Source organism: Caballeronia sp. LZ028, assembly GCF_031451415.1.
Classification (GTDB): domain Bacteria; phylum Pseudomonadota; class Gammaproteobacteria; order Burkholderiales; family Burkholderiaceae; genus Caballeronia; species Caballeronia zhejiangensis.
On sequence record NZ_JARUXN010000003.1, the window covers coordinates 798,505 to 821,443 of the forward strand.

Consider the following 22,939-nt stretch of genomic DNA (forward strand, 5'->3'; position numbering starts at 1 on the left):
ATGCCTTGTGTTGTTGTTCTATGGCTCAGAAGCGCGGATTCTTGCCCGAGAATTCCGGCTGATATTTGCGCATCTGCGAAAGGTCGTCGCGATTGCGCACGCCGCACGTCTTGTACTGCTCGTGCAATTCGGCGAGCTTCTCGCGATCGAGCTCGACACCGAGACCGGGCGTCGTCGGCACGCGCACCGCGCCGTTATCGAACTTCACGCGGCCGCCCTTGATGACTTCCTCTTCCTGCCACGGGTAATGCGTGTCGCATGCGTAGGTGAGGTTCGGCACACTCGCGGCGACATGCGTCATCGCCATCAGGCTGATGCCGAGGTGCGAGTTCGAATGCATCGACATGCCGAAGCCCCAGAGCTTCGCCATGCGCGCGAGTGTCTGCGTGGCGCGCAGGCCGCCCCAGTAGTGATGATCCGAAAGCAGCACCTTGATCGAGCCCATGTTGCAGCCGCGGCGGAAGTCGTCCATCGTCGTGATGACCATGTTGGTCGCGAGCGGCAGTTTCGTGTGCTTCTGCAGTTCGGCCATGCCTTCGAGGCCGGGGCACGGATCCTCGTAGTATTCGAGAATTTCATCGAGCTGCGGCGCGGCCTCGATGCTGGTTTCGAGCGTCCAGTTCGCGTTCGGATCGAGACGCAGCGGCATGCCCGGGAACGCCTTCGCGAGCGCCTGCATGCACGCAATTTCATGCGCCGGCTCGAACACGCCGCCCTTCAGCTTGATGCTCTGGAAACCGTAGAGGTCGATCATGCGCTGCGCCTGCGCGACGATCTGCTCCGGGCTGATGCCCTCGCCCCACGCATCGGGCGCATACGGCTTGTCGATGTGCTCGGCGTACTTGAAAAACAGATACGCGCTGTAGGGCACGGCGTCGCGCACCTTGCCGCCGAGCAAGTCCACGACCGGCGCGCCGACGATTTGGCCTTGCAGATCGAGCATCGCCACTTCGAGCGTGCTGATGACCTTGGGCGCGTTTTTCGCGGCGTGCGAGCCGGGCGCGAGTTCGAATTCGACCGCGCCGGGCGTCGCGGTGATCGTCGCGCGCACGCGTTCTTCCATCACATTCAGATCGAAAGGAGACAGGCCGATGACGAGCTCCTTCGCCTGATCGAGCACCCGCAGCATCGGCTCGTCGCCGTAAGTCTCCGAGATGCCGACGCGTCCGTCGCTCGTCTCCAGTTCGACGATCGCGCGCAACGCCCACGGTTCGTGGATGCCCGCGGCGTTGAGCAACGGACCATCGCGGAATGCGATCGGCGTGATTCGAATCTGGGTGATGGCTATATCGCGGGTCATGTCGGGCGTTCCGAAAATTAATGGAATGGCCGAATGGTAAAGCACTAATATATTAATGTGTCAGTCGGGTAAACGCCGACCCGCCAACGGCTTACTCATCGGGCATGGGCGCGGCTATAGTACTAATGTTTCAGTCGCCTTCCTTTCAATCCGAAATGAATAATTCCGCTTCCGTGCATCGCCTGGACCGTTCTCGTCATGCCGCGCCGCAGGTGTTCGAGCGGCTGCGCGACATGATCCTGTCGCTCGAACTGGAACCGGGCACGGTGCTGTCGCGCACCGAACTCGCGACGCGCTACGGCCTGAGCCAGACGCCGGTGCGCGACGCGCTGATGAAGCTCGGCGAAGAAGGACTGGTCGATATTTTTCCGCAGCACGCGACGGTCGTAAGCCAGATCAGCGTGGCATCGGCGATGCAGGCGCACTTTCTGCGTCGCTCGATCGAACTGGAAATCGTGCGCACGCTCGCGCGGGAGCATAAGGCGTCGCTGATCGCGCGGCTGCGCGCGACGATCGCGGAACAGATGGAATGGATGGAGCCGCAGGACGTCGAGCAGTTCTCAGCGCTCGATCAGGCGTTTCATCGGCAGATGTATGAAGCCGCGGGCGTGCCGCAGTTGTGGGATCTCGTGCGCAGACTCAGCGGGCATATCGACCGGTTGCGGCGGCTGCATCTGCCGGTCGAGGGCAAGACGATGGCCGTGGTGCGCGACCACACGGAAATCGTCGATGCCATCGAAAAAGGCGATGCCGATGCCGCCGATGCCGCGTTGCGCAAGCATCTTTCCGGCACGCTCAGTCAGGTGGACGAGATCCGCACGCGCCACCCGACCTTCGTCACGGATCACTGATGTTCAAACGCCGTGCGCGCTCAGGCGCGCCGAATACCAGCGCGAAAACTGCTCCACGTAGCTTTCCGTGAACGGCGAGAACACCGCTGGCCGATACGCCGGATCCTGCGTGCCTTCGTGCGTGATTTCGACGAGATGCTTGTCCTGCGCGTTCGTCGCGACCCACACTTCCGTCAGATCCTGAAGCTGATAATCGACGCCTTCGACGGCATCCGCGTGCACGAGCCATTTCGAACGCACGAGCGTTTTATCCGGCGCGAGCGGGATGATGTACGAAATCACCGCATGATCGCTCATGACGTGCGTCCATGAGTTGTGCGTCCAGAGATGCGTGTCGCCGAGATCGCGGCGCTGCAGATTGCCGAGCAGCTTCTGGCTCGCGACCTTCGTGCTGATCGTCTGCGACTCGCCGTAGCCCGCGATCACGAGTTGTTGCGTCCGGAATTGCGTGACCGCATCTTCGTCCAGCCATTCGACGGTCGCGCTCGTGAAGCCGTCGTTCTCCCAGCTCGCCTGACACGCCGCGTTCCGTTTCTTATAGGCTTCGATTTCGAGCAGCGATTCTTCGCTGAGATTCTCCGGACAGAAACCGAAATCTTCCGGCAAAAACGAGGCAGTGAGTTCCGGATGCGTCGCGGCGCAGTGATAGCACTCGCGATTGTTCTCGATCACGAGCTTCCAGTTGCCGTTTTCGATGATCTCCGATTCGAACGCGATCTTCGTGTTCGTGAGGTCGTAGGGCGCGAAGCGCGGCGCCATCGTGTCTTCGAGCTTCGCGATGTCCGCCGGCGGCTCGTCGGCGAGGCACACGAAAATATGTGTCCCGACGATCCGCGTATGCACCGGCAACAAACTGCGGCACTTCGCGTCGAAATCCTTGCCCATGTGCGCGGCGTGGCGCAGGCTGCCGTCGAGATCGTAAGTCCATTGGTGATACGGGCAGACCAGCATGCCGACGGTCGATTTCCCCGGTTCCTTCAGGCGCGCGCCGCGATGCCGGCAGACGTTCCGATAAGTGCGAATGTTCTCGTCGTCATCCCGAACGATGATGATCGAAGCCCGGCCGATATCGACGGTCGACACATCGCCCGGCTCGGGCACGTCCGCCGTCACGCCGACCAGAATCCAGTGCTTCTGGAAGAAGACCTCGACGTCCGTCTCGAACACGTCCTGCCGTCCGAACAGCTCGCCGGGCAAGCCATGCCCGGGCTCGCGGCTGCGGATCAGTTCGCCATGCGTCTTCATTTGCACTTCGGACATCGTCGCTCTCCAACGTTCAGGGTATCGGGACTTCGAATGGTCCCGCCATATTTCGAGTATTGGATCGCTGAAAAATAGCGTCAATGCGCTTTATTTTCGGTGTCGCATGACTTTGGTTTATGCGAGCGCGCCGTCGCGCAGCCATTCGATGAGACCGCCGATGGCAGGCGTGAAAGCGCGGCCATGCGGCACCACGGCGAAGTACGAATCGGTCGGCCTGAACGATGCCACTTCCAGCCTGACGAGATCCCCGCTCTCGATAAAATCCTGAACGAGCCGGCCCCATCCGAGCGCGACGCCCTGGCCGTAGCGCGCGGCCTGAATCGCATCGGTATAGAGGCTGCAACGCAGCGCGAAGTTCAGGCGCATCGGCCGGCATCCGAGCGCGTGGAACCACTCTTCCCAGCCCATCCAGCCTTCGGTCGTCGAATCCGACTCGACGAGCACCGCGCCAGCCAGTTCGTCGAGCGTCGCGGGCGCGGGCTGCTTTTCGAGCCATGAAGGCGCGCAGACCGGAAACACCTCCTCGTCGAACAGCAAAGTCGCCGTGCCGTCCGGCCACAGCCCGTTGCCGAAGCGCACGGCGACGTCGATTTCCTTGTGCCGCAAGTCGGCCGTGAACATCTGCGTCGACAGCCGCAGCTGCAGGTCGGGCTGCAACGCCTTGAGCGACGCAAGCCGCGGCAGCAGTCGAAAATGCGAAAACGCGGATGTCGCCGCGAGCACGAGTTCCTGCTGAACGGGCCCGCGCGCGAGGCGATCGAACACGCTCGCGATCTTCTGCATCGATTCCGCGACGACGCGATACAGCGCCTCGCCTTCGTCGGTCAGTTCTATCGCGCGATGCAGACGGCGAAATAGCCGCGTGCCGAGCGTCTCTTCGAGAAAGCGCACCTGCCGGCTCACGGCGGCCTGCGTAACGCCCAGTTCATGCGCCGCGAGCGTGAAGCTGCCGAGCCGCGCGACGGCCTCGAACTCCACCAGCGCCGTCACCGACGGAATGAGCCGCCGATAACCCTTCGTTTTTTCGGTTGCCGGTTTCATGCGGCGCTCATAGAACGGCCTTCGATTCGGCGGCGGGCCATCCCTGCATCATCGTGCCGATTTCCTCGTCGAGCCATTGGCGAAACTGAATGTATTCCGGGCGTGCTTTCGCGTTGCGATGCGTGATGATGTAGTGATGACGATCGTGGAACACCAGCGCATCGTCGACGGGACGCACCAGCTTTTTCTGCTCCACCTGACGATGCACGAGGTGATGCCAGCCGAGCAAGGTGCCCTCGCCCGCTTCGGCCTGAGCCACAAGCAGGCGATAGTCGTTGCTTTCGAAATCGTCGTGCTGATCGAGCCGCTCGGAACCGTCGCCTTGCTGATACCAGTTTTTCCACACGCGCCAGTCGACGTGCTCGCACACCTGCGCGCGCCCGAGCAGCGACAGGCTCAGCGTCGGATGCGCGAGCAGATCGAGCGGCTTTAGCGCACGGCCATGAAAATAGCGCTCGAAAAACGGAACGCTACATACCGGATAAACGATGTCGTGAAAAAGCGGCTCGACTTCGTACTCCGCTTCGCGCGGCGGATTCTTCGTGATGATGACATCCGGCTCCATCAGATCGTCGAGCTCCATGAAGTGCTCGGTCACCATCACATGCAGGCGGATGTTCGGAAAACGCTGGCGAAACGCGGGTAATCGGAACGAGAGCCAGAGCGCCGAAAACGTATGAGAGATGCAGAGCGTGAGCGCATGCCGGTCGACGCGCCGCACCGCCTGCGCCGCCTCCGCGATGTTCATGATCGACAGATACGACGCGTTGTAGAGAATGCGGCCGGCATCGGTCAGCGCGATGTGCCTGCCGGTGCGCTCGAAGAGCGCGACCTCCAGCGTGTCCTCCAGCTCCTTGATCTGCCGGCTGACGGCCGCCTGCGTGACGCACAGCACTTCGGCGGCTTGCGTGAAGCTCTCGTAACGCGCCGCGGTGACGAAGCACCGAAGCGCGCGCAGCGACGGCATCTGGGCGAGAAGCCTGTCCGCGAACTGCTGTTTCTTCTGCATGTGACTCACCTTCGAGGGCTCGCGATCAGCGCTTGTTCTTCGTGTTCACTCGCGCCCTTGCACGCGGCGCATGATCGCGTCGAGCGCCTTCGAGTAGTGCGCGTAGGTGCCCCGCTCCGACAGTTCGCGATTGAGCTGCTCGTTGAGGCCGCCTGGCGTGCTGACACGCCCGATCATCGACGAGAAGGGTTGCGTATCGAGCGTCGTTTCATGAGCGAGGCCCACATGATAGCCCGACAAAAACGAACGCGCGGACGCATACGGCACGCCTTGCCGCGCGAGCCACGACGCCTGCTCTTCGAGCAACGCGAAAAACGCCGCCATCGTCGCGGTGGCGGCCGATAACGCATTGAACTGGTGTTCGTCGTCCACTTCGACCGCTTCGCCGAGCGGCGCGAAGAGCGCGCGTGCGATGTCATCGCGCGGACAGAGCGCCGTGCTGCCCTTGCCCGACGCAACAGCGGGTAGCGGAATCGCGCGCACGACCTTGGCCGCGCGGCGCACGAGGGCGCGCATCTCATCGAGCGACTTGGCCGCGATGAAGCTGATGACGTGATGCCGCGCATCGAACGTGAGTTCGCCCAGCACGTCTGCCGCGATTTGCGGCAAGACCGCGAGACACACGACATCCGATGCATCGAGCACGCCCTGATTGCTGGCGCAAACCTCGATGCGCGCGTCGAGTTTCGCAAGACGCGCGGCGGTCTGCGCGTTGCGCGGAGACAGCGCGACCCGCTCGAAGGGAACATCGAAACGAATCATGCCGGTCACGACCGCCTCCGTGATCGTGCCCGTGCCGATAAAGCCAATACGCATGTTGCCTCGTCCGATAATCAGTCGAGCTTCAGCCAGGTCGTCTTCAGCTCGCAATATTGGTCGTGCGCGTAGACCGACTTGTCGCGTCCGCCGAAACCGGACTGCTTGAAGCCGCCGAACGGCGTCGACAGATCGCCCTCGCCGAAGCAGTTGACGGTCACGGTGCCCGCGCGGATGCGCGCCGCCACTTTGTGCGCCTGGTTCACGTTGTCGGTCCACAGCGAAGCCGCGAGTCCGTAGCACGTATCGTTTGCGATCCGCACGGCCTCGTCGACGTCAGCATATTCGATAAAGCACACGACCGGGCCGAAGACCTCGTCGCGCGCGATGCTCATGTCCGGCGTGACGTTATCGAAGATGGTCGGCTCGACGAACCAGCCGCCCGTTTCCGCGAGCGTCGCGTTGCCGCCGCAAGCGACGCGCGCGCCTTCTGCCTTCGCCTTTTCGATGTGGCCGAGCACCTTGCGGTAATGCGCTTCCTCGATGAGCGAGCCGAGCTTGACATCGGGATCGAGCGGATCGCCCGTCTTCCAGCCTTCGAGCACGGCCTGCATCTTTTGCAGCAGTTCGGCCTTGTGGCTCGAATGCACCAGAATGCGCGATCCCGCGCTGCAGTTCTCGCCCATGTTCCAGAACGCGGCGGCGACGGCCTGCTCCGCGACGGCATCGAGATTGGCGACATCGGGCAACACGACTTGCGGATTCTTGCCGCCGCATTCGAGCACGACGCGCTTCATGTTGGTTTCGGCGGAATAGCGCAGGAAGCGCTTGCCCGTTTCAGTGGAACCCGTGAACGCGATGAGATCGACATCGGCGTGCGTGCCGAGCGCCTGCCCCGCGCTTTCGCCGAAGCCCGTCACCACGCTGAACACGCCGGGCGGGACGCCGGCTTCGAGCGCGAGATCGGCAATACGCAGCGTCGATAGCGACGTCTGCTCCGCGGGCTTCACGATGACGCTATTGCCCACGGACAGCGCCGGCCCGATCTTCCACGCGAGCATCAGCGCGGGGAAATTCCACGGCAGCACCGCACCGACGACGCCAATCGGCTCGCGCGTGATCATGCTCACGACGCTCGCCCCCGATGGCGACAGCGCGTCGTAACGCTTGTCCGTGACCTCGGCATGCCAGCGAATGCACGCCGCCGATTCCGGAATGTCGAGACCCATGCATTCGCTGATCGGCTTGCCTGCTTCGAGCGCTTCGAGCAGCGCGAGTTCTTCGGCGTTGTCGTCGATGAGTTGCGCGAGACGCTGCAAGACGGCCTTTCTCTGCGATGGCCCGGCCTTCGACCACACGCCCGATTCGAACGCCTCGCGCGCCGCGACGACCGCGCGATCGACGTCCTTCGCTTCGCACCTGGCGATCTGCGCGAGCACCTTGCCCGTCGACGGATTCAACGTATCGAACGTTTCATTCGATGCCGCGTTGCAGCGTGCGCCCGCGATGAACGCGCGGCCATCGAGCGACAGATGTTCGGCCTGACGTTTCCATTCCTGATGCGTCGTCATGTCATGTCCTCAAAGATTCAAAGCTCGGCGCCCGCCGAGAATTCCTTCATCCAGATTGCCGCCGATACCGCCACGTCCGCGATGGGCCGCATCGGCAGAGAACGCGGATGCGGTTGTTTCAGCAGTTGATCGATCAGCTCGTTCGAGCGCCCGAGCACATGTTCGGCGATGAGCTTGCCCGCCGCCGATCCGCGGCTCAAACCAAGTCCGTTGCAGCCGACTGCTTCGTACACGCCGTCGTCGCGCTGGCCGAAGAGCGCGCCATTGTTCGCCGAGAGGCACAACGCGCCGCCCCACGTGTATTGCAGCTCGACATCCTCGAGCATCGGAAAACGTCGATCGAACGAACGTCGATGCAGATGCTTCGCCTTCGTCAGATCATGTTCCGAGACCGACAGATTCGGCCGGAACGCGAAATGGTTGCGTACGCAAATACGGTTGGTCGCGAGACGTCGCACGGTCGTGCCCATCGGGTCCGCGGGAATGAGCGCCCATGAATCCGTTCCGCCGAGCCGCGCGATTTCATCGTCGGTCATCACGCGCGACATCGACGCGAACGTGTAGACCGGCAGCAAGCCATTCGGATGGCCGCCAAACGTCGCCGCATACGCGTTGGTGCAGAGCACGACGCGCTTCGCTTCGATGCTGCCGTTCGCGAACGTCAGCAGCTTCGTCTGGCCGCGCGCTTCCATGTTCTTCACCGCGCTCAGTTCGAAGACCGTCACGTTCGACGGCTGCGTGGCCGCGAGACCGCGCATGAGTGCCGCCGGCTGGACCGTGCTGCATCCCGGCGTGAAGAGCGCGCTTTGATAGAAGCGCGTGCCCGTCACCTTCGCGATCGCGGCTTCGTCGAGCCATTCGCACGGCTCGTCGATACGCGCGAGTCCGTCCGCGAAATGCGTCAGCGCCGTGTGGCCTTTCTTGTTGACCGACGCGTGATACTTGCCATCATCGCGCCAGTCGCAAGCGATGCCGTGCCGCTTCACCGTATCGCGCACATAGCCGATGCCGTGCCGTTGCAAGCGCACGTCCGCCTTGTCTGCCTCGACACTGCGCGAATAGCTTTCGCTGCTGATGTCGTGCGGCAGATCGACGAAGAAGCCGGAATTGCGGCCCGCCGTCGAGCGCCCGATGCGATCGGCCTCGACGAGCGCGATCGATGCATCCGGCGCAAGCTCGGCGAGCCGCCGCGCCGCGCACAAACCGGTGATGCCGCCGCCCACCACTACGTAGTCGAAGCGCAGCTCGCCCGTCACGCGGTTCGCGGGCGCGGCGGGCGGCAGGCTTTCCCACCATCCGTTGACGCCATCAGGTGCGGGAAGCCGCATGAAATCCAGTTTCGAGGCCATTCACGTATCGCGTTACTGAGCGTTGCGCAGCAAGGGTTGAACGAGCCTCGCGAAGGCGCTGCGTTCTTTGTCGCTCAACGTGCCGAGCGGCGCACGCGCGATGCCGACTTTCGTGCCCGCGAGCTCGCAGCCATAGCGCACGTACTGGATGAACTTGCCGCTGCGCTCCAGCAATTCGAGCACCGGAAGCAACTGCGTCATCAGCTTGCGGCCGGTGCTGAAATCCCCGCGTTTAACGCACGCTTCGAGCAAATCCGTATGCGCTTCCGGCAAAAAGTTCGACGCGCCCGCGACCCAGCTACGCGCGCCCCATGCGAAGAATTCGAGCGCCTGATCGTCCATGCCGCAACTGAGAACGAAGCGCTCCGGCAGTTGCGTGGCCAGATGATGCAGATGCGCGATGTCGCCCGTGCTCTCTTTCATCGCGGCGAAGGTCGGGCGCTGCAGCAGCTTGTCGAGCACTTCATCGCCGATGGCCGTGCCGGTGCGCGCCGGAAAGTTGTAGAGCATGATCGGCATGTCGAGCGCGTCGTCGACCTTCAGCAAGTGATCGAGCAGCTCGTCTTGCGTCGGCTGCACGTAGTAAGGCGCCGCGACCAGCAATGCGTCGTAGCCCGCGCGCTTCGCTTCGTTACCGAGACGCACGACTTCCTTCGTCGTCGTCGCGTTGATGCCGGCGGTGAGATAGGTCTTGCCGCCGACCGCCGACGCTACCGTCTCGAGCGTCTTCACACGCTCTTCGAAACTGAGCGCATAGTATTCGCCGGTCGTGCCGCCGACGCCCATGCCCGTAACGCGGCCAACGAGACTCTGAGCATGCTTGCCGAGCATGTCGTGATCGATTTCGCCGTCGGCCTTGAACGGGGTGACGAGCGGTGTATGTACGCCTTCGAAGCTCATGTTTGTCTCTCTGATGGATGGATCGTGCGAAGTCATGCGCGGCGCACGTCGAACGTGCGCTTTGCAAGCGTCCTGCAGTACGCCTTCACTGTGTCAGCCACGCCTTGACCTTGTCCGGATGCGCGTCGACGAATTTCTTCGCGGCCGTCGCGTAGTCGTTGGTCGAATTGCCTTCGAATTCGATCGATTCCACGTCCGCGAGCGTCAGCTTGAAATGCTTGAAGAACACGTCTGCGCGGGGGAACTTGCCCGCGAACTGCTTCGAGGCGAATGCATGGACCTGCTCTTCGCCGCCGAGCGTGCCCTTCGGGTCCTTCAGATAGCGCATCTGCCACTTCTGGAACAACCAGTGCGGGCTCCAAACGGTCGCGACGATCCATTGCTTCGATCCGTATGCGCGCTGGATTGCCGCGAGCATGCCGGCCTCGCTCGCCGATTGCAGCTTGTAGCCCGACAGGTCATACGCCTTGATGGTTTTCTCCGACGCCTGCATGAGACCGCCACCCGGCTCGATGCCCTGGATCACGCCGTTGAGCTGCTTCTGCACTTCAGGCTTCTTCAGATCCTCGATCGAAGAAACCTGCGACTCGGGCACATACGCGGGCACCGCCCAGCCGTTCTTGCCGCCCGTATAGATGATGCCGACGTCGTCGAGCGTGTCCTTGTAGCGCGCGACATACTGACCGTGCGTCACCGGCAGCCAGCCGCCGACCATGATGTCGAGATCGCCGCGCGATACGCCCTGATACTGGATGCCGATATCCGCCTGAACGAATTGCACCGGCTGCTGAAGCTTCGTCTCCAGCACGTACTTCGCGACATTGGCGACCGCGAGCACGTCGGCCCAGTTCGTGACCGCCACTTTGATCGGCTCGGCGGACATCGCCGGGCTCGCGCCGACCCCGAACGCCACAATGGCCGGCGTCACTATCTTGACGATCAAGGATTTGATCAGGTTGTTTTTCATTACGGACTCCGTATCTTTCATAGCATTGTGGTTGAGTAATCGATGCTCGTATCGCTCAGGTCTGCGCGTTCGCTTGCGCCGCGGCGGGCTTTGCCGGCGTGGAGATGACCTTCTTCTTTTTCTTCGCTTTCACGCCGAAGCTTTCCGTCAGGCGATCGAGAATGATCGCAAGCAGCACCACGCCGAGACCGCCCTCGAAACCGATGCCGATATCGAGCCGCTGAATGCCGCTCAGCACGTACTCGCCAAGGCCGCCCGCGCCGATCATCGAAGCGACCACCACCATCGACAGCGCCATCATGATGGTCTGGTTCACGCCCGCCATGATCGAAGGCAGCGCGTTGGGCAACTGAATTTTCCAGAGCAGTTGCGCATCGGTGCTGCCGAACGAGCGGCCGGCTTCGAGCAATTCCTCGCGCACCTGGCGGATGCCGAGCGTCGTCAATCGAACGACGGGCGGCATCGCGAACACGATCGTGGCGATCACCGCGGGCACGCGGCCGAGGCCGAAGAGAATGACCGCGGGAATGAGATACACGAACGCGGGCATCGTCTGCATGAAGTCCAGCAGCGAACGCAGCACGACTTCGACACGCCTGTTGCGCGCGCCCCAGATGCCGAGCGGCACGCCGATCACGAGACTGAAGAACGTCGCCGCGACAACGAGCGCGAGCGTCGATACCGTCTGCGCCCACAGGCCCATGTAGTTGATGACATAGAGCGCCGCGCCGACGAACACCGCGAACACGACGCCCTTTCTCCACAGCGCGAGCGCCATGAGGATCGCGAGCATCGCGATGAACGGCACCGCGCCGAGACCGTCTTCGAGGAGCTTGATGACCGCGCCAAGCGCAGCCGAGAAGGCATCGAAGCCGCCGCGAAAGTGCGAGAAAAGGAAGTTGACCGCGTCTTCGGCGAATCGTCCAAAAATCGAGGAATTCATGCTGCTCTCCGCTCCATGACCTGCTTGAGAATCGTGCGGCAGGACACCACGCCCGCGAGCCTGCCTTGTTCATCCGTGACCGGCACGTCGTGCTCCTGCCCCAGTGCAATGGATGCGAGCTGATGCAGATCGGCTGTCAGCGGAACCGCCGCGACATCGCGAAGCAATGCATCGCTGATCGGCCGGTTGCCGCTCTTGTGCAGCGATGCAGGCGTCACGCAACCCTGATAGCGCCCTGCTTCATCGCAGACGTATCCGCACTCCGCGCCGCTGTCGATGAGGCTGTTCAGATAGCGCTCGGAAGGCGCGCTGGTATTGCACGCGATGAGACCGCGCTCGACCTTCGTCATCAGGCTCGATGCTTCGAGGAAGCGCGACACGTCGACGTTGCGGAAGAAATCGCGCACGTAGGCGTCGGCGGGTGACTGGATGAGTTCTGCCGGCGTGCCCACCTGAATCAGACGGCCGTCCTTCATGATGCCGATGCGCCCGCCGATCTTCACCGCTTCCTCGATGTCGTGCGAAATGAAGACGATCGTGCGCCGCTCTTCCTTCTGCAAACGCAACAACTCGTTCTGCATTTCGAAGCGGATGAGCGGATCGAGCGCGGAAAACGCTTCGTCCATCAAGAGCACCGAGGGATTCACCGCCAGCGCGCGCGCGAGACCCACGCGCTGCTGCATGCCGCCCGACAACTCGCTCGGCAGCAGCTTCTCGTAAGAAGCGAGGCCGACGCGCGTCAATGCGGCGCGTGCGATGTCATAACGTTCCGATTTTTTCTTGCCCGCGACTTCGAGCCCGTAAGCAATGTTGTCGATGACCGAGCGGTTCGGCAGCAGCGCGAAAGACTGGAACACCATCGCCATTTTTTCGCGGCGCACGGCGCGCAGTTCGGGCGTGCTCATCGGCGCGATGTCGCGCCCTTCGAGAATCACTTGCCCCGAAGTCGGCTCGATCAGGCGATTGAGCAGACGCACGAGCGTCGATTTTCCGGAACCGGAGAGGCCCATGATGACGAAGATCTCGCCCGCGTTGACGGCAAGGCTGACATCGTCGACGGCGACCATATTGCCTGTCTGCGCGAAGATTTCGTTTCGGCCGAGGCCTTGTTTCAAGAGCTCCTGGGCGCGCTCGGGCTTCGCGCCGAAAATCTTCGAAAGGTTCTTGACCGTGAGAATCTCGGTCGTGGATGCCGCGACAGGACGCGCCGGCGATACGGTGCCGGACTGCGCGGAAGCCGTGCTCGTGACTTCGTTCGGTGCGAGCGTCAGGTTGGGAATCATCGGGTCATTCCACCTAGCAGGTTCAAAAAGGAGTTTGTCGCTGCCGGAAACAACCCGGCGTTCTTTGCGTTGAATGAAGCGTACATGGCCAATTTCGATCATCCACCGACATTTTCTGAGCCCTTTTCGATACTTCTGGTAATGCATGTGTCCGTCGCATTCGATGCCTGAAAAAAACGGAACGCAGCGTGAATGCCGTAGAGCCAGCACGGGCGCGGCTTTGCAGGCGACGGGCGCGCGCGTGGCCGCCGTTTGCCGCGAGACCGCTCGAAAGCGACGCTAGGGAATGCCCCTAAGCGACGCCCTTCGCATGACTTTTTCGGATGGTAGGGGCGGAGATTTACGCGAATGCCGTCACTGCACTTCGAGTATGAAGTGGGCGATCACAGCCGCCGCGGTCGCTATCGTGGCGAGCCAACTCAGCGCGCGAAGCGCCCAATGCGCGGCGAGGTCGCCCACGGCTTCGCGCTTCGAACTGAGCAGCACGAGCAGCACGAGGACCGGCGTCACGGTCATGCCGTTGACCACCGCGCTCCAGTAGAGCGCGCGCACCGGGTCGACGTGATAGTGCGTGAGGACCACTGCTGCGATCGTGCCGAGCGCGATCGTGGCGACGAGCACATACGCGATCCGCCGGTCTCGCCGTTCGCCGCGTTTCCAGCGGAACGAACTGGCTACGGCCTGAGCCGCCGAGCCCGCGAGCGGCGGCAGCGCCAGCAAGGCCGATCCGAGAAGCGCAAGTGCGAGAACCTGCCGCGCGTAACCGTGCGCGAGCGGCTCGAGTACACGCGACATCGAGACCGTATCGCCGACGGATGCATGGACGAGCAGATGGAGCGTCGCGGCCGCGGCGATCATCACGCAGATCGCAATCGCGTTCGAGCACGCCGTTCGCCAGAGCGTGTCGCGACGCACGCCGCGCATCGTCCGCTCCAACGCTTCTCCACGATCGCCGCTCTCTCGTGCGTCGCGGACCTCCTGCTCCGCTTGCGCAAACAGCAAGTAAGGGCTGACGGTCGTGCCGAGCACCGCGATCAGCATCGACATGTAGCCCTCCGTCCACTCCACGCGTGGAATCACCGAGCGGATGGCAACCAGTCGCCACGGCACGTCGACGAGCAGGATCACGCCGACGTACGCGAACATCGCGAGCGTCAGCCACTTGAGGACGCGCGCGTATCGCGCATAAGCGACGCTCCATTGCAACACGAGCGAAGCGCATCCCGAAGCAAGCGTGAGCCACAGGAGCGAACCGCCGACGAGCGAACTGAGCGCGATGCCCATGGCGAGAACATCGACCGCGATATTGAACGTGTTGGCGATCACGAAACGCGCGACCGCAAAGTAGAAGAACAGCCGCGAATAATGTTCGCGCATGTTCGTCGTCAGGCCTTGTCGCGTGATGGCGGCGACGCGAGCGGCGATCAATTGAAGCGCGACGGTCGACGGGTACGAGAGCACGCACACCCACAATAGGTCGAATCCGTACCACGCGCCGGCGAGCGTATAGGTGGCGAGGCCGCCCGGATCGTTATCTGATGCAATCGTGACGAGGCCCGGTCCGACGTCCGCCGCCCATGAGTGCGCGGGCCGCGCGGCGCCGGACATGCGGCCGTCGAGCGCTGTCTTCTTCTGACGAAAACGCATGTGCCAACTCGATGACGAGATGCACACGCGATGCACGAATCGTTCCGCTCGCCTTCGCTTCGAAACGAATAGTTGACCATTTCTCTTGGAATTGGCATAATGGTCGTTGAAGTACAAGAAGTCGATTGCTGCTCATCAATAGTCCGATTTTCCCCGGTATTCGTTGTCCATTCCCCTCCTTGCCGCTTCATCCCGCTCGATCGAGCAACTTATCTATTCATTTCAGGATTTTTATGGACACCGGTACGGTTAAATGGTTTAACGACACCAAGGGTTTTGGCTTCATCAGCCCGGATAATGGCGGCGACGATCTTTTCGCGCACTTCTCGGAAATTCGTTCGGACGGTTTCAAGACGCTGGCCGAAGGTCAGAAGGTCAGCTTCGAAACGAAGCGCGGCCCGAAGGGCATGCAGGCTTCGAACATCAAGCCGCTGTAAATCTGCCGCTGTAGCGCTGTAGATCCGCATCACGCCGGGAACCGCAACGCCGGTTTCCGCGCTCTTGTTGTCCGCCTCCGTTTCCCGCCTTTTCTCTCCCAGGCTCTGACAGCCTTTCGACGATCGCGTTATCAGCGCGCATCGCTCCTGCGCTTTCGGCATCTGGCCGCAAAGCATTTACATCTAAAACTAAAATGACATCACTCAATCACTACCGTGGTTATACGGTGCACGCGTCCGCGCATCGGCTCCGCGACAAGACGTTTTCAGCCAATCTGATGCTCGAGCGTTCGAGCGAACATCCGACGGATGCGCAGTATCGCTTCTACTCGCTCGACTATTTCGCGAAGGAAAGTGAGGCGGTCGAATTCTCGCGCCGATGGGCGCGCGAATGGATCGACACGCGAGGCTGACAGCCGCAACGATTCGGCCCGTGTCGGCCCAGTGCTTTCGATTGATCGATCAAGCACCGGTCGACCGGACCGCATCGCGTGGATGAACGCGTCAGACCACCGTGATCGTCACATCGATATTGCTCTTCAGCGCCTTCGAGTACGGACACGTTTGATGCGCCATCTGCGCGATCTCTTGCGCCACCGCGCGCTCGATTCCCGGCAGGCTCACGTTCAGGCGCGCACGCAGCAGATACGCATCGCCGTTCATGCCGAGGTCCACTTCCGCATCGACGGCGGTGTCGGCCGGCAGACGCGTCTTCAGCTTCGCCGCGGCCTTGCCCATCGCGCCGATGAAACACGCCGACCAGCCCGCCGCGAGCATCTGCTCGGGATTGGTGCCCGCGCCGGCCGATCCGGGCGGCGAGAGTTTGACGTCGAGACGGCCGTCGGTGCTCTTCGCATGGCCTTCGCGGCCTCCGACGACGCGCGTTTTGCCCGTGTACAGGACGGTGTCGATCTGGGTCATGATGCGTTCCTCTTTGGATTCGAAAAGTTGACTGGCTTAGTGATGCGCGAAGAGCCGGGCGACGTCGTTCGTGGCCACGCCGCGCGCGCCCGATTGCGAAACCGTGTCGCTCATGCCGCCGTATGCCTGCATCGGCGCGGCGGCGCTTTCGCTGGCGATGGTCTGCGCGCTCACGCCGCGCTGCGACGAAGGCGCGCCGGCAAGCGGATCGTAGTGCGGCGCGGGGCCGTAGCCGCTGCTGGCGAAGGCGGAACCGGCGGCGACGGCGCTGACGGCGAAGACTGCGGCGGTGACGAATTGCTTGATCATGATTCGAACCTCGTTTGCGTGATTCAGGAAATGGATTAGCTGCCTTGATAGAGACTGCGCAACGCCGCGATCTCGCCATCGCGTTGTGCCTGTGCCAGCTCGGCCTTCACTTCGGCGCGCGTCTTGCCGGCATACGCGTGGTTCGCGACGGCCTGTTGGGACTGCACGTTCAGCGGCACGTTCTTCACGGCGGCGTGAGCAACACCGGTCATGGCGCCGGCGACGAGAGCGAAAGCAACGATCGTGGATTTCATGGTGTTTCTCCTTGAATGCTGATGATTCGGTCGGTTGAGTGAGTTACGGCGATCGGGCATCGCGGGTGTCGGTCTTGGGTGTCACTCGTGAGCCGTCGTTGTGTGTATTTGAAGGCCCGCACGTATCTGGCTTGTGTCGGCGATGCGGGTCTTGTGCAATGTTTTGTATCGCGCACGTTGCAGATACATTGCGATACAGAACCCCGCCTAGCGCTCGGCCAGCAGCTTGCCGATCGCGGCTTCGGTCTGCGCGTAATCGCCTTCGCCGAAATGCGTGTAGGCCACGCGCCCGTGCTTGTCGATCAGATAGAACGCCGGCCAGTACTGATTGCCGTACGCGGCCCACGTCGCGTAGCGGTTATCCAGCGCGACGGGATACGTGATCCCGTTGCGTTCGATCGCGCGCTTGACGTTGTTCGTATCGCGCTCGAACGGAAACTCGGGCGTATGCACGCCGACGACCACGAGCCCTTTGTCCTTGTACTTCTGATTCCACGATTTCACGGCCGGCAGCGTGTTGAGGCAATTGCCGCACGCGAAGGTCCAGAAATCGACGAGCACGACCTTGCCGCGCAATTGCGCGAGCGAGAGCGGCTCGCTGTTGATCCACTTGTCGATGCCGGCGAACTCCGGCGCGACGTTGTCGCTCGTGTGAGCGCTTGCGGGTGCGGCGGCCTGCGCGGGCGCGATGGCCGCACACGCGGCGATTCCGGCGCACACGGCGGCGTTTCTGATGGCGTCGAGCATGACGAAGTCCTCTTGAATGCGGTGAATATCGGAGCGGCGTGAGATGGCTGGTGAGATCGCCACATCGCTCCGGCAGGCCGACGTTCGCATCGGCATGAGCGCATTGGACTGCGCGCGCGTATCCCGCTTGTGTCGGATAAAGGCGCGCTGCGCAATGTTATGTATCGCACGACATGCGGGATACACTGCGATACAAAACGTCCGCCGAAGCGCGCTATAACGCAGTCATCGCAATCGGCGGGAGCTTCGGATGAAACGCATGCTGGCGGTCTTCGCCTTTCTCATCGGCGGGATCGCGACGGAAATGGCCCATCCGGTTCAGTGTCTGCTGGTCAGCCCGAGCCGGATGCAACTCAAGCGTCAACGACAACGATCCATCGATGGAAACCACTGATCACGTTTTGATCGTCGACGACGATCGCGGCATCCGCGAACTGCTCGCCGAATACCTCGAAAAAAACGGAATGCGTGTATCGCTCGCCGCGAACGGCCGGCAGATGCGCGCCGTGCTGGAGCAGCAAGGCGCGCCGGATCTGATCGTGCTCGATCTGATGCTGCCCGGCGAGGATGGCCTCGTGCTGTGCCGCGAGCTGCGCGCGGGCAAGTTCCGCCATGTGCCGGTGCTGATGCTCACCGCGCGCAGCGAGGAAGCCGACCGCATTCTCGGCCTCGAAATGGGCGCCGACGATTACCTTCCCAAGCCCTTCGCCGTGCGCGAATTGCTCGCGCGCATCAAATCCGTATTGCGCCGCACGCGCATGCTGCCGCCGGGCATGGAAGTCACCGAAACCTCGCAGATGCTGGGATTCGGCGACTGGCGTCTCGACACGACCGCGCGCCATCTCCTCGACGCGGAAGGCACGATGGTCGCGCTCTCGGGCGCGGAATACCGCCTGCTGCGCGTGTTTCTCGACAACGCCCAGCGCGTGCTCACGCGCGATCAATTGCTGAACCTGACGCAAGGCCGCCAGGCCGATGCATTCGACCGCTCCATCGATCTGCTCGTCTCGCGCTTGCGTCAACGGCTGCGCGACACCGCGCGCGAGCCGCGTTACATCAAGACCTTGCGCAGCGAAGGCTACGTCTTCTCCGCCGAAGTCAAACCGGTCGAGTCTTCTCAATGAGCACCGTTTCCTCCAGTTCACCGCTGCACTGGCCGCGCACGCTGTTCGCGCGCCTCGCGCTGATACTCGTCGTCGGGCTCGCGCTCGCCCAGACATTCTCGTTTCTTCTGACCATGCGCGAGCGCGACGAATCGATGACCAACATGATGGTCGGTTACGTCGAGCGCGAGGTCGCGAGCTCGGTCGCGCTGCTCGATCATCTGCCGCCGGAGGAGCGTGCGCAGTGGCTGCCGCGTCTCGCGCGTCGCAGCTACGAGTTCATCCTCGGACCGGGTGATCAGACCGGCGCGAAGCCGGATGCGGAGTTGTCGGAACGCTTCGCGAACTCGATCGGCGCGGGCATCGCCAATCGTTATCCGATGACGGTCAACGCCGTTCCCGGTCCCAGGGAGCGTTTTCAGGTGCATCTGAAGCTGTCGGATGGCTCGCCGCTCACCATCGACATGCGTCCGGTCGCCGGCATGCCGATGTCCGGCTGGCTCCCGCTCGTGCTGACGTTGCAGTTGATCGTGCTCGGCGCGTGCTGCTGGCTCGCGGTGCGCCTCGCAACCGGCCCGCTCAAGCGCCTCGCCAAAGCCGCCGATACGCTCGGCCCGGATCTCAAGGCCGAGCGTCTGCCGGAATCGGGACCGGAGGAAGTCGCGCGCGCCGCCAAAGCGTTCAACGCGATGCAGGACCGCGTTTCGATGTACATGGCCCAACGCATGCAGATCCTCGCGGCGATCACGCACGATTTGCAGACGCCGATCACGCGTATGCGGCTGCGCGTCGACGTGATGGACGACGAATCGACCGGCGCGAAGCTGCAGCAGGATCTGAAGGAGATGGAATCGCTCGTGAAGGAAGGCGTGACCTACGCGCGCACGCTGCACGGCACGAACGAAGCGCCGCGCCGCATCGATGCTGACGCGCTCATCGAAACCATGGTCGACGATTATCTCGATGCAGGACAATCGGTGAGGTTGTCGGGCAACATCGGCGGTGCACTGATGGCGCCGCCGCAGGCCTTGAAGCGCGTTATCGGCAATCTCGTCGATAACGCGATCAAGTATGCCGGCGAGGCGGAAATCGAAGTCTCGACGCGCGACGACGGACGCGCCGTCATCTCCGTGCTCGATCGCGGGCCGGGCATTCCGGAAGAATCGCTGGACGCGGTGTTCGAGCCCTTCGTGCGGCTCGAAGATTCGCGCAACCGGCAAACGGGCGGCACCGGACTGGGGCTCGCGATCGCGCGCCAGCTCACGCTCGCGATGGATGCGTCGCTCACGCTGCATCATCGGGAAGGCGGCGGGCTCGAAGCGCGGCTCGCGCTCAAGAAGACCGATTGAGACATTTTTTCCGATCCATCACATACGACGTCTTATATTTCCTTACGCGTTTGCACCGAGTTGACGTGTCTCCTGCGTCTTGGATAACGTTTGCCTTGTACGCAAACTGATACGACATCCGATAAATAAACGATCAGGAGACGATCGATGAAGCACCCACAAAACCGCGCGCGCCGCGCGTTCGTGAAGTTCGCGGGGCTGTCGGCGGGCGCCCCGCTGCTCGGCGCGATGAGCACATTTGGCGCGCTCGCCGGTTGCGGCGGCCACGACGACTCCGATTCCGCCTCCGGCTCGCCGACGCCGCCCGCCGCGCAAGACCCGATCTGGGGCCCGTCCGGCTCCGCGACGCAGATCGTCAACGCGCTGCAGAGCGTCTCGACGTCGATGTTTCCGAGCCGCCAGTTCCTCGTCACCGATTACGGCGCGAAAACGTGCGCGGTCGTCGCGGCGGCGAATCCATACACCGATCCGGCGAAGTCGCCATTGAGCACCGGCGCGGACCAGACCCACGCGCCCGGCTCCTTCGATTCGCGCCCCGCGTTTCTCGCGGCCATCGCGGCCTGCAACGCGGCGGGCGGCGGACACGTCGTCGTGCCGTCGGGAACGTGGTATTGCGCGGGACCGATCGTGCTGCTGTCGAACGTCGACTTTCATCTGTCCGCGAACTGCACGATCTACTTCAGCCCGAATCCCGCCGACTACGCGAAGGATGGCCCGGTCGATTGCGGCGCGAACGGCAAGCTCTACTACAGCCGCTGGCAGGCGAACGACTGCCTCAACTACGGCCCGCCGGTCTACGCGCGCAATCAGACGAACATCGCGGTGACGGGCGAAGGCGACAGCTCCGTGCTCAACGGCCAGGCGATGACGCCATTCGCCGGCAGCGGCAACACCGCGACGTGCTGGTGGACGTGGAAGGGCAATAGCGGCGTCTACGGCTGCGTGAATTCGTCGACGCCATCGCAGGCATCGGTCAATGCGAACAACGTCGACCTGAAGACCGCCGTGCCCGGCATCGCCGATGCGCTCTACACCAAGCTCACCGATCCGGCCACGCCGTGGCAGCAGGACCAGAACTATCTGCCGGCGCTATCGGAAGCGGGCGTCGCCATCGAAAAGCGCATCTTCGGCATCGGCCATTATCTGCGGCCGTGCATGGTGGAATTCATCGGCTGCACGAACGTGCTGATGGAAAGCTATCGCACGAACAACACGCCGTTCTGGCAGCATCATCCGACCGATTGCCGCAACGTCGTGATGCGCAGCGTGACGGTGGACAGCATCGGCCCGAACAATGACGGCTTCGATCCCGACGCCTGCGACACGGTCCTCTGCGAGAACGTGACGTTCAACACCGGCGACGACTGCATCGCGATCAAGTCGGGCAAGGATCTCGACACGCAGTACGGCCCGGCGCAGAACCACGTCATCCAGAACTGCACGATGAACAGCGGCCACGGCGGCATCACGCTCGGCAGCGAAATGGGCGGCGGCGTGCAGAAAATTTACGCGCGCAACCTGCAGATGCTCAACAAGTTCTGGGCGACGAATTCGCTGAACATCGCGATCCGCATCAAGACGAACATGAATCGCGGCGGCTTCGTGAAGGACTTTTACGTCGACAACGTGACGCTGCCCAACGGCGTGAGCCTCACGCCTTCCGGTTACGGCAGCAGTCTGCTCGCGGGCAGCCCGATCAACGCGACGGTGCCGCTCGGCGTGGCGACGGCGACGGCGGCGAATCCATCGGCGGCGCAGGGCGGCATCATCACGTTCGATTGCGACTATCAGCCGTCGAAAGACGCGATCCGCACGCGGCCCGCGCTCGTGCAGAACGTGAACATCTCGAACCTGAAGGCGAGCAACGTGTCGCTGAACGGCGTGAGCGGATCGTGTTTTCAGGCAATCGTCGCGCAAGGCCCGGTCGCGTTCGATTACAACGGCCCCGCGCCGACGCCCGCGATTCCGGCGATCACCGGCGTCACGATCACGGATTGCGATTTCGGCACGCCGGTCGCGGCCGGACCCGCAACGGCGACGACGCCCGGCCCGATCTACGCGTACAACGTTCACGACATCGTGCTTGCGAACACGCTGATCGCGGGCGTCGCGATGAACTCGACGGTCAGCGACGCGCGCTGAAACGACGCCACGCAAGCCAGGGCAGGCGCGCGAGGAAGCCGAGGAAAAGCCGCATGTGCATCCACGTCAGCAGCGCGTTGTCGCGGCCGTAGTGGAAGTGCGAGACGCCGCCTTCCTCGGCCGTGAAGTAGCGCACGGGCGCGTCGACGTTGATCGGGCGCACGCCGCGCCAGCACAGGCGCACGACCGCTTCCGGATCGAAGTCGAAGCGGCGCATGAAAGTCTGCGCATGCATGAGCGCGGCGAGCGGCGCGATCGGATAGACGCGAAAGCCGTAGAGCGAATCGCCGATGCCCATCCACAGCGTTTCGAGATTCGCCCAGCCGTTCGAGATGCGCCGTCCCTGCACGCGCAGTTGCGGCGCGCTCGCATCGAATTTCGGGCGGCCGAGGATCATCGCATCGGGCGCCTTCATCGACGTTTCCATGAACGTGCGGATCAGCGCGGCGGGATGTTGTCCGTCCGAGTCCATCGTGAGGACGTGCGTGAAGCCGAGCTTCGCCGCTTCGTCGATGCCCGCGAGAATTGCCGCGCCCTTGCCGCGATTTTCTGGCAGCACGATCACGCGCAGCCCGTCGTCGGCTTCGGCCATTTTGACGAGGCGTTCGGCGCTGCCGTCGGTACTGCCGTCAACGACCACCCACACCGGATTCCACTGCTCGCGCGCCCCGCGCACGGTTTCATCGACTTTCTCGCCGGGGTTGTAGCTCGGAATGAGGAGGAAGTGCGTGGACGATGCGCGTGTGGAAGGCATTGCAAAAAAAAGCGGAATGAGTTGCGACGAATTTTAAAGTCTG

24 protein-coding genes are annotated in these 22,939 nt (G+C 62.8%); 7 read left to right on the plus strand and 17 right to left on the minus strand.

The features are described 5' to 3' along the window. Positions 1 to 25: 25 nt before the first annotated feature. Positions 26 to 1,300, minus strand: a complete 1,275-nt coding sequence (locus tag QCE58_RS20830; RefSeq protein ID WP_008348230.1) for a glucarate dehydratase family protein — start codon at positions 1,298 to 1,300, stop codon at positions 26 to 28. 155 nt (positions 1,301 to 1,455) lie between these two features. Between QCE58_RS20830 and QCE58_RS20835 the strand changes: the two genes are divergently transcribed. Beyond that, positions 1,456 to 2,151, plus strand: a complete 696-nt coding sequence (locus QCE58_RS20835) for a GntR family transcriptional regulator (RefSeq protein ID WP_033536277.1) — start codon at positions 1,456 to 1,458, stop codon at positions 2,149 to 2,151. A gap of 3 nt (positions 2,152 to 2,154) precedes the next feature. Here the strand turns inward: QCE58_RS20835 and QCE58_RS20840 are convergent, their stop codons facing one another. The 11 genes from QCE58_RS20840 to QCE58_RS20890 form a co-directional block, all read right to left on the minus strand. Then, positions 2,155 to 3,411 carry an SRPBCC family protein gene (locus QCE58_RS20840; RefSeq protein WP_008348234.1) on the minus strand — a complete coding sequence of 419 codons (1,257 nt, stop codon included), beginning with the start codon at positions 3,409 to 3,411 and terminating at the stop codon, positions 2,155 to 2,157. A 117-nt stretch (positions 3,412 to 3,528) separates the two neighbouring features. Then, positions 3,529 to 4,455 carry a LysR substrate-binding domain-containing protein gene (locus QCE58_RS20845; RefSeq protein ID WP_250521956.1) on the minus strand — a complete coding sequence of 309 codons (927 nt, stop codon included), beginning with the start codon at positions 4,453 to 4,455 and terminating at the stop codon, positions 3,529 to 3,531. A gap of 7 nt (positions 4,456 to 4,462) precedes the next feature. After that, the gene (locus QCE58_RS20850) at positions 4,463 to 5,464 is read right to left on the minus strand and encodes a LysR family transcriptional regulator (RefSeq protein WP_008348237.1); all 1,002 of its coding nucleotides are present in this window, start codon (positions 5,462 to 5,464) and stop codon (positions 4,463 to 4,465) included. Positions 5,465 to 5,509: 45 nt separating this feature from the next. Next, positions 5,510 to 6,280, minus strand: coding sequence for a pyrroline-5-carboxylate reductase (locus QCE58_RS20855; protein WP_250521957.1), 771 nt, complete (start codon positions 6,278 to 6,280; stop codon positions 5,510 to 5,512). Positions 6,281 to 6,297: 17 nt separating this feature from the next. Then, positions 6,298 to 7,791 (minus strand): aldehyde dehydrogenase, encoded by a 1,494-nt coding sequence (locus QCE58_RS20860; protein ID WP_250457374.1) that lies wholly within the window; start codon positions 7,789 to 7,791, stop codon positions 6,298 to 6,300. Between the two features lie 17 nt (positions 7,792 to 7,808). Further along, positions 7,809 to 9,140, minus strand: coding sequence for an FAD-binding oxidoreductase (locus QCE58_RS20865; protein ID WP_250521958.1), 1,332 nt, complete (start codon positions 9,138 to 9,140; stop codon positions 7,809 to 7,811). A 12-nt stretch (positions 9,141 to 9,152) separates the two neighbouring features. Continuing rightward, positions 9,153 to 10,040 (minus strand): dihydrodipicolinate synthase family protein, encoded by an 888-nt coding sequence (locus QCE58_RS20870; RefSeq protein WP_250521959.1) that lies wholly within the window; start codon positions 10,038 to 10,040, stop codon positions 9,153 to 9,155. An 85-nt stretch (positions 10,041 to 10,125) separates the two neighbouring features. Then, positions 10,126 to 11,007, minus strand: a complete 882-nt coding sequence (locus QCE58_RS20875) for a glycine betaine ABC transporter substrate-binding protein (protein ID WP_008348248.1) — start codon at positions 11,005 to 11,007, stop codon at positions 10,126 to 10,128. Positions 11,008 to 11,062: 55 nt separating this feature from the next. After that, complete coding sequence (locus QCE58_RS20880; protein WP_250457370.1) at positions 11,063 to 11,950, minus strand: proline/glycine betaine ABC transporter permease; 888 nt, start codon at positions 11,948 to 11,950, stop codon at positions 11,063 to 11,065. Beyond that, positions 11,947 to 13,233, minus strand: coding sequence for a glycine betaine/L-proline ABC transporter ATP-binding protein (locus QCE58_RS20885; RefSeq protein ID WP_008348251.1), 1,287 nt, complete (start codon positions 13,231 to 13,233; stop codon positions 11,947 to 11,949). Before QCE58_RS20885 ends, QCE58_RS20880 begins: the two co-directional genes overlap by 4 nt. 354 nt (positions 13,234 to 13,587) lie before the next feature. Continuing rightward, entirely contained in the window at positions 13,588 to 14,880 is a 1,293-nt protein-coding gene (locus tag QCE58_RS20890; protein ID WP_250521960.1) for an NRAMP family divalent metal transporter, read from the minus strand. 233 nt (positions 14,881 to 15,113) lie between these two features. Here QCE58_RS20890 and QCE58_RS20895 point away from each other — a divergent pair, with 233 nt between their 5' ends. Next, positions 15,114 to 15,317, plus strand: a complete 204-nt coding sequence (locus tag QCE58_RS20895) for a cold-shock protein (RefSeq protein ID WP_008348254.1) — start codon at positions 15,114 to 15,116, stop codon at positions 15,315 to 15,317. A gap of 194 nt (positions 15,318 to 15,511) precedes the next feature. Then, the gene (locus tag QCE58_RS20900; RefSeq protein WP_008348256.1) at positions 15,512 to 15,730 is read left to right on the plus strand and encodes a hypothetical protein; all 219 of its coding nucleotides are present in this window, start codon (positions 15,512 to 15,514) and stop codon (positions 15,728 to 15,730) included. A 91-nt stretch (positions 15,731 to 15,821) separates the two neighbouring features. Here the strand turns inward: QCE58_RS20900 and QCE58_RS20905 are convergent, their stop codons facing one another. From QCE58_RS20905 to QCE58_RS20920, 4 genes are all read right to left on the minus strand, one after another. Further along, complete coding sequence (locus QCE58_RS20905; protein WP_008348258.1) at positions 15,822 to 16,238, minus strand: organic hydroperoxide resistance protein; 417 nt, start codon at positions 16,236 to 16,238, stop codon at positions 15,822 to 15,824. Between the two features lie 36 nt (positions 16,239 to 16,274). Then, entirely contained in the window at positions 16,275 to 16,547 is a 273-nt protein-coding gene (locus tag QCE58_RS20910; protein WP_250441014.1) for a hypothetical protein, read from the minus strand. A 35-nt stretch (positions 16,548 to 16,582) separates the two neighbouring features. Continuing rightward, positions 16,583 to 16,801 carry a DUF4148 domain-containing protein gene (locus tag QCE58_RS20915; protein ID WP_008348262.1) on the minus strand — a complete coding sequence of 73 codons (219 nt, stop codon included), beginning with the start codon at positions 16,799 to 16,801 and terminating at the stop codon, positions 16,583 to 16,585. 207 nt (positions 16,802 to 17,008) lie between these two features. Beyond that, the gene (locus QCE58_RS20920) at positions 17,009 to 17,548 is read right to left on the minus strand and encodes a thioredoxin family protein (RefSeq protein WP_008348264.1); all 540 of its coding nucleotides are present in this window, start codon (positions 17,546 to 17,548) and stop codon (positions 17,009 to 17,011) included. A 250-nt stretch (positions 17,549 to 17,798) separates the two neighbouring features. Here QCE58_RS20920 and QCE58_RS20925 point away from each other — a divergent pair, with 250 nt between their 5' ends. The 4 genes from QCE58_RS20925 (at position 17,799) to QCE58_RS20940 (ending at position 22,142) form a co-directional block, all read left to right on the plus strand. Next, on the plus strand, positions 17,799 to 17,942 hold the full coding sequence (locus tag QCE58_RS20925; RefSeq protein ID WP_167561844.1) for a hypothetical protein: 144 nt from the start codon (positions 17,799 to 17,801) through the stop codon (positions 17,940 to 17,942). Then, positions 17,929 to 18,672, plus strand: a complete 744-nt coding sequence (locus QCE58_RS20930; protein ID WP_250521961.1) for a response regulator — start codon at positions 17,929 to 17,931, stop codon at positions 18,670 to 18,672. Before QCE58_RS20925 ends, QCE58_RS20930 begins: the two co-directional genes overlap by 14 nt. After that, entirely contained in the window at positions 18,669 to 20,000 is a 1,332-nt protein-coding gene (locus QCE58_RS20935; protein ID WP_250457365.1) for an ATP-binding protein, read from the plus strand. Before QCE58_RS20930 ends, QCE58_RS20935 begins: the two co-directional genes overlap by 4 nt. 147 nt (positions 20,001 to 20,147) lie before the next feature. Then, complete coding sequence (locus QCE58_RS20940; RefSeq protein WP_250436645.1) at positions 20,148 to 22,142, plus strand: glycoside hydrolase family 28 protein; 1,995 nt, start codon at positions 20,148 to 20,150, stop codon at positions 22,140 to 22,142. Here QCE58_RS20940 and QCE58_RS20945 read toward each other — a convergent pair. After that, entirely contained in the window at positions 22,126 to 22,896 is a 771-nt protein-coding gene (locus QCE58_RS20945) for a glycosyltransferase family 2 protein (protein ID WP_250521962.1), read from the minus strand. The two genes, QCE58_RS20940 and QCE58_RS20945, sit on opposite strands and share 17 nt — an antisense overlap. Positions 22,897 to 22,939 lie beyond the last annotated feature (43 nt).